This is a genomic window from Bacteroidales bacterium (assembly GCA_014860585.1).
Classification (GTDB): Bacteria; Bacteroidota; Bacteroidia; order Bacteroidales; family 4484-276; genus RZYY01.
This window is the reverse complement of sequence record JACZJL010000007.1, coordinates 107,580-118,541: the sequence shown is the minus strand read 5'-3', so window position 1 is coordinate 118,541 and position 10,962 is coordinate 107,580. Positions and strand designations below refer to the sequence as shown.

The 10,962-nt window shown below is 43.0% G+C and carries 9 protein-coding genes; 7 read left to right on the top strand and 2 right to left on the bottom strand.

Going from position 1 to position 10,962, the window contains the following annotated elements; all coding sequences use genetic code 11:
* Positions 1-158 precede the first annotated feature (158 nt).
* The 7 genes from IH598_00955 to IH598_00925 all read left to right on the top strand — a co-directional run bounded on the left by IH598_00955 (position 159) and on the right by IH598_00925 (position 9,749).
* Positions 159-2,597 (top strand): carboxypeptidase-like regulatory domain-containing protein, encoded by a 2,439-nt coding sequence (locus IH598_00955; GenBank protein ID MBE0637071.1) that lies wholly within the window; start codon positions 159-161, stop codon positions 2,595-2,597.
* Between the two features lie 72 nt (positions 2,598-2,669).
* Positions 2,670-3,764, top strand: coding sequence for an AI-2E family transporter (locus tag IH598_00950; protein ID MBE0637070.1), 1,095 nt, complete (start codon positions 2,670-2,672; stop codon positions 3,762-3,764).
* A gap of 81 nt (positions 3,765-3,845) precedes the next feature.
* Positions 3,846-4,100, top strand: a complete 255-nt coding sequence (locus tag IH598_00945; protein ID MBE0637069.1) for a YtxH domain-containing protein — start codon at positions 3,846-3,848, stop codon at positions 4,098-4,100.
* Between the two features lie 104 nt (positions 4,101-4,204).
* Positions 4,205-4,612, top strand: coding sequence for a hypothetical protein (locus IH598_00940; protein ID MBE0637068.1), 408 nt, complete (start codon positions 4,205-4,207; stop codon positions 4,610-4,612).
* The gene (locus IH598_00935; protein MBE0637067.1) at positions 4,593-4,856 is read left to right on the top strand and encodes a hypothetical protein; all 264 of its coding nucleotides are present in this window, start codon (positions 4,593-4,595) and stop codon (positions 4,854-4,856) included. Before IH598_00940 ends, IH598_00935 begins: the two co-directional genes overlap by 20 nt.
* 424 nt (positions 4,857-5,280) lie before the next feature.
* The gene (locus IH598_00930; protein ID MBE0637066.1) at positions 5,281-6,735 is read left to right on the top strand and encodes a hypothetical protein; all 1,455 of its coding nucleotides are present in this window, start codon (positions 5,281-5,283) and stop codon (positions 6,733-6,735) included.
* Between the two features lie 110 nt (positions 6,736-6,845).
* Complete coding sequence (locus IH598_00925; GenBank protein ID MBE0637065.1) at positions 6,846-9,749, top strand: TonB-dependent receptor; 2,904 nt, start codon at positions 6,846-6,848, stop codon at positions 9,747-9,749.
* A 101-nt stretch (positions 9,750-9,850) separates the two neighbouring features.
* On the opposite strand, the gene IH598_00920 is transcribed toward IH598_00925, so the two are convergent.
* Both IH598_00920 and IH598_00915 read right to left on the bottom strand, forming a co-directional pair.
* On the bottom strand, positions 9,851-10,282 hold the full coding sequence (locus IH598_00920; protein MBE0637064.1) for a toxin-antitoxin system YwqK family antitoxin: 432 nt from the start codon (positions 10,280-10,282) through the stop codon (positions 9,851-9,853).
* 295 nt (positions 10,283-10,577) lie between these two features.
* The gene (locus IH598_00915) at positions 10,578-10,937 is read right to left on the bottom strand and encodes a carboxypeptidase-like regulatory domain-containing protein (GenBank protein MBE0637063.1); all 360 of its coding nucleotides are present in this window, start codon (positions 10,935-10,937) and stop codon (positions 10,578-10,580) included.
* Positions 10,938-10,962 lie beyond the last annotated feature (25 nt).

Below are 10,962 nucleotides of genomic sequence, written 5' to 3'. Positions count from 1 at the left end.
AAACCGGCGTGGATTTGACCGAGGCCCTCGAAAGAAACCTGATTAAAAAGACCAGTCGCGACAGCACCCGCCACATCAACAACGAAAAACTTTACCCTTAATGTCACATTATGCGGGAGAAGCCGTTCTTTTACCTCATCCGAAAATGCTGTCTTTACATGAAGTCGCTTCGATCGCCGTTTTACATCATTTTTCTTCTGATTCTCCTGGTCAAAGCAGGATGGGGGCAGGAGTACAGGTGTTCAGGAACAGTGTATGATGCCGAAACCGGTCGCACGCTGGTTTTTGTAAATATCGTTACCAACGACCGGAATATCGGAACAGCCACCGACATTGACGGGAAGTTTTCGATTGTTTCGAATGAGGAAATTCAAACGCTCCGTCTCTCCTACGTTGGATATAAACCTTTGACCTACACCATTTCCAACCAACATTCCTATCTTTCGATCCACCTTGAGCGCTCGTCGGTCGAATTGCAGGAGGTGGTGATCATCGCCGGTGAAAACCCTGCACACCGCATCATCCGCAAGGTGATCGAAAACCGCGACCGGAACGATCCCGAAAAACTCACCTCTTTTGCTTACACCTCCTATGATGTGATGATTTTTACTGTAGACACGGTTGATTTACAGCAAACAGAGGTCACACCCTCAGATTCAAGCGAGATCAGGCTGCGCGAGTACATCAGGGACAAGGATTTTTTTATGACGGAAACCGTATCAGAGCGCAAATTCCTGGCGCCGGACCGCAACCATGAGAAGGTGCTGGCTACAAGAATTTCCGGGTTCAAAGACCCTGTTTTCCTGTTCCTCAGCTCACAACTGCAGTCCACCTCATTTTACAATGAAATGATCCGGATCAGCGATAAGAATTACATCAATCCGATCTCGACGGGAAGCCTCCGAAAATATTCCTACAACATCGAAGACACAACATTTACAGCCCGCCTTGATACGGTTTTCATCATTTCGTTCAAGCCCCGCGAAGGAACCACATTCGACGGTCTGACCGGAGTTCTTTCGATAAATTCCACCGGATGGGCCATTCAGAATGTAATAGCTGAACCGGCGCGCAGCGAGCAGGGATTAACGATCAGGATTCAGCAGATGTACGGGTTGATCGATGGCAAGCGTTGGTTTCCGGTGCAGTTGAATACCGATATCGTTTTCAACAATGTCAGGGTAAACAATTACGCACCGGTTGGGCGCAGCAAAAGCTACATCAGTGATATTGAACTCAACCCGGAACTGGTCAAAAGGCAGTTCAACCAAATTTCGATCGAAATGCATCCTAATGCCGGCGACCGCAATGAAACTTTCTGGATTGAATACCGGGGAGACTCCCTTTCGGATCGGGCTAAAAATACGTACGCTTACATCGACAGCATCGGCAAAGAAGCCAACCTGGACCGGAAAGCTCAAACTTTTAAATCCCTGATCAATAACAGGATTCCGGTTGGGGCTGTGGACATTGATCTGACAAAAATCGCAAAATACAACCGGTACGAAGGGTTTTATCTTGGTTTGGGATTGATCACCAACCAAAAGTTTTCTCAGGTCATTGAGTTGGGTGGATTTTGGGGTTATGGTTTTGGGGATAAGGCGGCAAAATATGGCGGCAACCTGGGCATTACCCTCGACCGCTACAGGGAGGTAAAGCTCAGGTTAAGTTATGCTGATTATGTAACCGAAACCGGTGGCGTAACCTTTTTTGACGATAAAAACAACGCCTTTACACCATCAGCATTCCGCAACTTCTTCATCAACAGGATGGATAAATCCAGGCGGATGCAGGCTGCACTCAGTTTCCGGGCACTGCGATATGCTACCATGAACCTCCAGATGGCCAACGAAAAGAAAATGCCCGTTAACGGTTACCAATTCCAGATGCCCCCTAATGAACAAGATGAAGCAGTCTTTCACGACGATTTCACCTTTACGGAAATTTCTGCAGGATTCCGGTTTGCGTTTAAAGAAAAATTCCTCGAAATGCCCGATGCAAGAATCTCGCTCGGAACGAAATTTCCGGTCGTCAGATTTAATTACACACGGGGGATTGACAACCTGCTGGACGGACAATTCAGTTACAACAAGTTTGACCTAAAAATCGAAAGCCGCAAATATTTCAAATTCCTGGGTGAATCAAAACTGAACCTCATGGCCGGTTATGTGGATAAACCGATCCCCTACACCAATCTTTACAATGGCAGAGGCGCCTACAGGACATTTTCCATTTACGCACAGGATGCTTTTGTGACCATGCCCGTTAACGAATTTTTATCCGACAAATACCTTTACGCTTTTTATACATACAACTTTGGCAAGTTACTGATGCGAACCAAACGTTTCAGCCCTGAATTTGCCGTAGCTTCCAACTTTGGGATTGGAACACTCTCCAATCCCGAACTGCACACCAACGTTGATTTCGACACCATGGAGCAAATCTACTGTGAGTCGGGGGTGATGTTAAATAATCTGCTCAGGATGCCGGGATTTTATACACTTGGCGTTGGCGTTTTTTACCGCTATGGCTACTATCACCTGCCTTCGTTACCTGATAATTTCACTTACCGGTTAACACTAAATCTTTTGTTTTAAGACAAGTTTTGGTAATTCCCGAATTTGTTTACATTTGTCAATGATTTGTATCACCTAAAAATCCGATTTGTTGTGAACAAAGCCTGGAAAATAGCCGGAGGTATCATTGCAGGATTGATCCTTGCCTTCCTGATCTGGAGGTTCTCAAATATTGTCTTTTACATTCTTGTGGCAGCGGTGTTATCGGTAATCGGACGGCCTCTGGTAAAATTCTTAAATTCAATCCGGATCGGCAGGTTTACCATGCCCCCTGCACTCAGTGCTGTTTTAACCATCCTGCTGCTGATCTTCCTGGCGCTGATGTTTGCCGGAATGGTTGTCCCACTCATTGCAAGACAGGCGACCGTGATTTCGACGATTGATTTTACTTCGTTAAGCCACTCTCTGGAGGCTCCACTGCTCGAATTTGAAACTATATTAAAGAAATATCGATTACTCAATCAAAACGAAGCGTTGAAACAATTGCTGCAGGAACAGGTCAACTCTTTTCTGAATTTTGCCTCCTTTTCCGATACCGTTTCTTCATTGGTTGGGCTCACAGGCTCTGTATTTATCGCCGTCTTTTCCATTCTTTTTCTCACGTTCTTCTTTATCAAGGATGTTCACCTGCTCAACGACATTGTAGACACACTTACCCCCGTCAAACATCAGCATGAGGTGCAAAATATCATGTTTCAGACCAAGCGCCTGCTCACCCGCTATTTTATCGGAATTGCCATCGAAGTTACCACCATGATGACGCTGATATCAATCGGGCTGTCCCTGTTTGGAATACAAAATGCACTGCTGATCGGCTTTTTCGGCGGACTAATGAACATCATTCCCTACCTCGGACCTATTATTGGTGCTATTGTTGGAGCACTCCTCGCTGTTTCAACCATTCTGAGTTTTGGAATGTACAACGAGATCATTTACCTGGCTTTCATTGTTTTTGCAGTATTTGCCGGCGCCAATCTCATTGATAACCTGGTACTTCAGCCACTAATTTACTCTAACAGTGTTAAGGCACACCCGGTAGAAATTTATCTTGTAATTCTTATTGCCGGCAGCCTGGCTGGTATTACCGGGATGATCCTCGCTATTCCTGTTTATACCGTTTTAAGGATCATAGCCAAGGAGTTTTTCAGTCAAATCAGGATCGTTCAACGGTTGACCCGCAATATTTAACACCTTTTAATGCTCATTACCCTTGATTTATCTCTTTTTTTGAGTATATTTGCCACATTATCAATTTAAACTAATTTTATTATGAAATCATCAAGTAGTTTTCTGATCGGATTGTTAAGCGGTGCAGCCATCGGCGCAGCACTCGGAATCCTTTATGCACCGGATAAAGGTGAAGTTACACGAAAAAAAATTGCCAAAAAAGCCGAGGATCTCAAAGACGATCTTTACGACAAAATGGATGAAATGAAAGACTATTTCAACGAGTCTTTAGGCCATGTCAAAGAGAAAGTAGAAGACCTGAAGGAAAAAGTGCACAAAAAAGAAAAAGAAGCCTGATAAGTTGAATATCAGCAAAAACAAGTCAAGTCCAAAAAGACAATCGGATTAAGGTTAACCGGTTGTCTTTTTGGACGTTCTTTTCATGATTTAAATTTACTTCAATGGACAAGGAAAAAATTGAAAAACATCTGCATAAAACTGTAGAAAACATAAAGCAATATGTTGATCTTAAAACAGAGTTGTTTTCGTTGATTGTCATTGAGCGAATGGCCAAGGTGCTATCCCGGGTCTCTGTTCTGATGATCCTGACCATGCTTTTGTTTTTCTTTCTGCTTTTCGTCTCTTTGGCCCTGGTTGGCTGGTTAGGATCGTTAACCGGCAGTGAATCCCTGGGGTATATCATTATAGCCGTTTTCTACCTGATCATCGGAGTGATCCTTTACATGCTGAGGAAGCAGATTTTCCTTGACCCTTTGTTGAAAGGAATTATTGGCATTTTTGAAGAAGAAGAAGAAGATCTCCTCAATAAAAACTCAAACCCTGCCGAAGATGAAAAAGATGAAGATTAAAACCATTGAGGATTTGCGGTACCGCAAACTGTACCTTAGATCAGAGATCAGGGTGAAAGAAGAAAAGATCATTAAAAACACCCGGAAGTTTTGGGAGGAGATCCAAACGATTGATATAAAAAATGATGTGATCCAGGGCATGATCAATAACCCCGCAATGGTGATCAATACGGCAAGAATTACCTATGATATCGTGTCGCGCATCAGGCGTTGGCGGAGAAACAGGAAGAACAGGAAAACATAACGAACATTTTTTTTGATTACTCAATTTACCAACTTGACTTTTCCTTTCTAAAAAAATCCGAACTACCAAAATCCGGGTTTATTTCTGCCTAACTCTACAAAATAAAAGCTCTCAACTTCAATTTTAGAGGCTGTTTTATAAGTCTTTCAGTTCGGTTTAGAAGATTTCAGAATAAATCAGGACTTCCGAGATAGCTTCATCATCTTTATTTGCATTATGTCCCGCAAATAACTCATCTTAAATTCATTACACTGAATTTTGGTTTCTGTTAACCTAATATTAATTGTAACTTAACAGCAATTTAACAAACAATCCGGTTTGTTGATAGAATTTTGCCGAAGTTTTTTTGCAGAGAATTTCAAATTATTTAATTCAAAATAAACAATTAAAAGATTACCAAAAGATGAAAAAGATCAGTGTAAAAATGTTGGCCATGCTTTTCATGGCATTGATGATTAGCTTTACTTTCGTGGCATGTGATAATGACGAAGATGACCCTGTGTTGGATGGCCCAACTGTAACAGCCCCCGCAAATCAGGACGTTGTTGCAGGTGAGAGTGTGGATTTAACATTTACCTTCACCGCACCGGGTGGATTCAAATCCTCAACCGTTACGGCAGTAAATGGTGCTGCAACAGTAAAAACCGATGGTACGGCAGGCGCCACCAATGGCAGTGTTGTTGTAACTTTCACAGCAGGTACCCAGGCAGGAGCCGGGTCGGTGGTTTTAAATGTTACCGACAACCAGTCAAAAACCGATGACGCTACCGCCGTAATTACGGTAGTTGCCGAGCAAACAGTTTTTGAAGTCAGTTCAAACATCACCCAGGATGAAACATGGGAAACCGGTAAAGTTTACATTCTGAAAAGCCGCATTGCTGTGGTTTCGGGCGCCACACTTACCATTCAAAAAGGTGTTGTGGTAAAAGGTGAAGCCGGCACAGGCGCCAATGCTACTGCACTGTTGATTGCCCGCGGTGGTAAACTGATGGCTGAAGGGACTGCCGATCAACCCATCATTTTCACTTCAGTGGCCGACGAAATTATGCCGGGCGAAATAGCCAGCCCAAACCTCGATCCGGATATTGATGGCCTGTGGGGTGGTCTGCTCATTTTGGGCAAAGCCCGTATTTCTGCATCCAACGAAAATGGCGACGTAAGTGAAGTTCAGATCGAAGGTATCCCTACCTCTGATCCAAATGGCCTTTATGGCGGAAATGATGACCCAGACAATTCAGGTGTAATTAAATACATCTCCATTCGCCATGGAGGTACAAATATTGGATCCGGTAACGAAATTAACGGCCTTACCCTGGGTGGCGTAGGCAGTGGAACAGTGATCGAAAATGTGGAGGTGATCGCCAATCAGGATGATGGTATCGAATGGTTTGGCGGTGCGGTAAACGTGAAAAATGTAGTGGTTTGGAATGTAAATGATGATGGCATTGATACTGACCAGTCATGGTCCGGAACTTTGGATAATTTTGTGGTCATTGCTCCAGCCGGACATAACTTCGAACTTGATGGACCTGAAGGATCCTTTGCTGCAGGTCACACCATTAAAAATGGTACCGTAGTTTGCAGTGACGCAGAATTCGGAAGGACATCCGAGGATTTGATCAATGTGGATAACAACTCCATTGTAGCCCTGCAAAACATCTATTTCACAGCTATCACAGCCGGGCAGCAAATCAACCGCGTAACTGCTGTAGGTGTTGGTTTCGAAGGCATCGAACTTAATGTTGCCCCCGGTGATTTACAAAGTCATGTTAATGGTGATATCCCAGCCGGAGTTACAGCAGGTGGTTCACCAAGGGCTGATGTATCAGTATTGGGTTGGACATGGGCTGCCGCCTATGGTAAACTCACCGGATTGTAAGCATCTATTTTCACATCATAAGAACCCGTTTTTTATAAACAGACTCTCATATTTATTTGAGAGTCTGTTTCTTGTTTAAAAAATTTGCAGTTAATTATTCTAAAAAAAGTATGAAGAAAACGCTCTTGCTTTTGTTTGCAGCCCTCATCACCAGCAGTTTAGTTGCTCAAAAAGGAAAAGTCCGGGGTACGGTGTTTGAAGAAGGAACCGGCGAGTCACTCGTCGGTGTCACTGTGCTGGTTAAAGGAACACTAAATGGAACAACCACCGATCTTGACGGGAAATTTACACTTGAAGTGGCAGAGGGAACTCATGATATCCAGTTTTCCTATATTTCCTTCCAAACAATGGTTATTGAGGCTGTAAAAGTCAAAGCCAATGATGTTACAGTCATTCCTGATATCCTTATGAAAGAAAGTTCGATGGAACTCACTGAGATCGTAATCAAAGCAGAGGCAATCAGGACCAATGAGGCCGCCATGCTGACCATGAAAAAGAAATCGGCAACTATGCTTGATGGAATTTCTTCATCTCAAATAAAACTGATCGGCGATGCAACTGCCGTTGAGGCTGCCAAACGCGTTACAGGGGTTTCGGTTGAGGACGGGAAATACGTTTATGTCAGGGGATTGGGCGACCGGTACTCAAAAACAATGCTGAATAATGTGGATATTCCCGGACTTGATCCCGACAGAAACAGCCTCCAGATGGACATTTTCCCATCGAATCTGATTGACAATATTATGGTCAGTAAAAATTTTACTGCCGAATTACCCGCCGATTTTACCGGGGGTATGTTAAATATCGAAACCAAAGATTTTCCTGAGCGGAAAATCATTTCCCTCTCTCTCGGGCTTACCGTCAATCCGGCCATGCATTTTAATCCCGATTACCTGGCCTACGATGGAGGTGCCACCGATTTTCTTGGTTTTGATGATGGAACCCGGGCAATACCGCAAAGAGCTACAGAGCCAAATATCCCTACGCCAATCAGTGGGGCTCCGCAGCAGGAAGTGGTCGATTTTATTACCAGTTTTGACCAACAGTTGGGGGCAAAAAGTCAAAACAGTTTGATGGATTATAGTTTTGGCTTCTCCATCGGAGACCAGATTGACGTTGGAAACGAGAAAAATCAAACGACGAAGGACCCAAAGTTAGGTTACATTTTTTCTTTGTCCTATAAAAATGAAACAAAGTACTACGACGATGTGATTTTCAGCGAGTATCAGCGATATATTGATCCTGACCTTTACGAAATGCGCTACGCCACGATACAGAATGGACAAATCGGTGAGCAAAATGTACTCATCGGTGCTTTGGGGGGAATAGCCTATAAAAACAAGTTTACCAAATTGAAATTTACGGCCATGCATTTGCAAAATGGTGAAAGCCGGGCCGGCCAGTTCCAAATTGATAACAATGGCGAAGCAGTTGGTCAATCAGGCTACCTGGCCGGTTCTGATAACCTTGAATACAACCAGCGGTCACTAACCAATATTTTGCTCAATGGCGTGCATGTGTTGAAAAATTCGGGATGGGAACTCGATTGGCGGTTATCCCCTACCCTCTCAACTTCCGAAGATCCGGACATCAGGAAAACAGCCTTCACCTACCGCAACATGGACACCCTTTTCAGTGCCGGCGCGGGTGGAAATCCTTCACGCATCTGGCGGTCGCTCAATGAAATAAATACCACCGCAAAAGTTGATATTACCAGAAAATACCAGGTTTCATCAAGTGAGGCCAGGCTGAAGTTTGGGCTGGCGCATAATTACAAAAAACGCGACTATGAAATTCTCTTTTTTGATATTCAGTTTTTTGGCAGCCAGTCCTGGTCAAACCCTGATCCAAATACGGTTTTAGACCCTGTTAACCTTTATCCCAACAAACCAAACAGCATTTATTACCAATCGGGAAATAACGACCCCAATCCAAATGCTTATGCGTCGAATGTAAACAATATGGCCGCCTACATTTCCAATGAAATGTATGTGACCCCAAAATTGAAAACCATCCTGGGACTGCGGGTTGAAAATTATGTGCAACGCCATACCGGGCGCGACCAGATTTATGCAGGGGGTGACCTGGAAAACGGTAAGAATCTCGACAATGACAAAGTGCTCGAATCCACCGATTTGTTTCCTTCAGTGAACCTGATTTATGAAGTCAATCCATCACAAAATCTGAGAGGCTCTTACTCAAGAACCATTGCCAGGCCTTCGTTTAAAGAGCTTTCGTTCGCACAAATCCTGGACCCGCTTTCCAACCGTATTTTTAACGGAAGTTTGTTCACTTATTCAGATTGGGATGGACAGTTGACTGAGACCAGGATCGATAATTTTGACCTCAGGTGGGAGTGGTTCCGGGAAAAAGGGCAAATGTACTCAGTGAGCGCATTTTATAAGATGTTTGACAACCCGATTGAGTTGGTGAGAATTCCTGAGCAGCAAACCAGCACCGAATACCAGCCCCGTAATGTGGGAGACGGACAGCTCTATGGTCTTGAATTAGAACTGAGAAAAAATCTTGGTTTTTTATCACCCTCACTTGAGAAGATCAATTTCAACGGGAACTTTACCTATGTGTATTCCAAAATTGACATGACAAGCACAGAATACAATTCACGGAAGACCTACCAAAAAACCGGCGAAGACATAAAAGATACAAGGGTAATGGCAGGTCAATCACCCTATGTAATCAACGCTGGATTAACTTATGCTGATCCTGACAGGGGGCTTGACGCAGGGTTGTTTTACAATGTAAAAGGCTCTACCCTTTCCATCGTGGGAGCTGGGCTTTTTCCCGATATTTACATGGAGCCGTTTCATAGTTTAAACTTCAGCCTGAACAAAAGAATTGGAAAAGAAAACCGGACAATCATTGATTTTAAAGTCTCAAACATGCTCAATCAAAAAATGGTGAGCTACTACAAATCATATGAAGCTGCAGACCAGATTTACAGCAGTTTTAACTATAGTATCAGCTTTGGAGTAGGGATCAGTTACAACCTCTGATTGACATTTTGTGCTTTCGAGACAGGCGTATTTGATAAAATGTAAAAGCCCTGATGTTTCTTCGACATCAGGGCTTTTTCCTTAGTATCAATTACCTTGAACTAATCGTAGTTCTTTGATTCGGCAAGGTTGCCCTGCTCATCCCACATCAGCCAGTTCCCGCTTTTTTTCCCGTTTTCGTAAAATATTTCATAGCGCTTAATTCCATTCGAATCCCAAACGTACCAACTACCGTGTTTCAGGCCATCTTTAAAATTGGCTTCTGCTGTCAGCGTCTTATTCTCATCCCAGGTGAGCCAGGTGCCGTCTTTTTTTCCTGCCTTGAATGACCATTGTTCCTTTTTGGTGCCATTTTCAAAATAAATAAACGACAATCCGTCTTTCAAACCATCAACAATGAGAAACTCTGATTTTATGGTTCCATTATCAAAATACTCATAAAATGTACCGGAATACAACTGGCCATCTTGATAATAATAGCCGTCTTTTTCAACAATACCCTGTGAGAGTGAAATCATGGGGATTGCAAGCATCATGCTCAGAATTACAAGATATTTTTTCATTTTTACCCCCTGCTTTAAGTGATTAGATGCGCAAAGATAATTAAAAATTAATGTTAAGTTAACATTAACTTAATATTAAGTTTTGCGATTATTTGATTCAATTTATTAAAAAACAGACTATCAACGTGTTGAGTTGCAAAAAATTTGACGGGTAACCAAATCAATACCCAATGTTCCGCAACAATCATTTTGCTGCTAAAACAAAAACCGGTCACTCAATCAAGATAACCGGTTCATCAAATTTATTTGGATTTTGGACGCTTGCTTAGAGCGGTTTGAGCGAAATGGTCATTTCCTTGCCATCACTGATGATCTGGCTTGCCAACTCTTTCTCTTCGTAGGAAATATACGAAACTTTTAGTGTATAGTTCCCTGGTTCTAATTGGGGGATGGAAAAGTTACCGTTGATGTCAGTAAAAATGCTAACTCCGGACTCTTCAATTTCGATTTTTGAGCCGGCAAGCTTTTCGCCGGTTTCCATATCAATCACACTACCGGTCATCGTAAAAACAGCTGCAGGTTTTACAGTGCCGGCTTTTTCTGTTTTTCCGCCCTCAACAGCAGGTGAGGCTGAGTTTGCATAGAATGCTATAACTAAAGACGCAAGAATTATCAGGTATTTCATAGTATGAATTATTTGCGGCAAAAAT

Excerpts from the sequence above, each read along its gene's own strand:
- IH598_00915 (MBE0637063.1), bottom strand. The coding sequence starts at position 10,937 with ATGAAATACCTGATAATTCTTGCGTCTTTAGTTATAGCATTCTATGCA.
- IH598_00920 (MBE0637064.1), bottom strand. The coding sequence starts at position 10,282 with ATGCTTGCAATCCCCATGATTTCACTCTCACAGGGTATTGTTGAAAAA.
- IH598_00935 (MBE0637067.1), top strand. The coding sequence starts at position 4,593 with ATGAAAAAGATGAAGATTAAAACCATTGAGGATTTGCGGTACCGCAAA.
- IH598_00925 (MBE0637065.1), top strand. The coding sequence starts at position 6,846 with ATGAAGAAAACGCTCTTGCTTTTGTTTGCAGCCCTCATCACCAGCAGT.
- IH598_00930 (MBE0637066.1), top strand. The coding sequence starts at position 5,281 with ATGTTGGCCATGCTTTTCATGGCATTGATGATTAGCTTTACTTTCGTG.
- IH598_00945 (MBE0637069.1), top strand. The coding sequence starts at position 3,846 with ATGAAATCATCAAGTAGTTTTCTGATCGGATTGTTAAGCGGTGCAGCC.
- IH598_00955 (MBE0637071.1), top strand. The coding sequence starts at position 159 with ATGAAGTCGCTTCGATCGCCGTTTTACATCATTTTTCTTCTGATTCTC.
- IH598_00940 (MBE0637068.1), top strand. The coding sequence starts at position 4,205 with ATGGACAAGGAAAAAATTGAAAAACATCTGCATAAAACTGTAGAAAAC.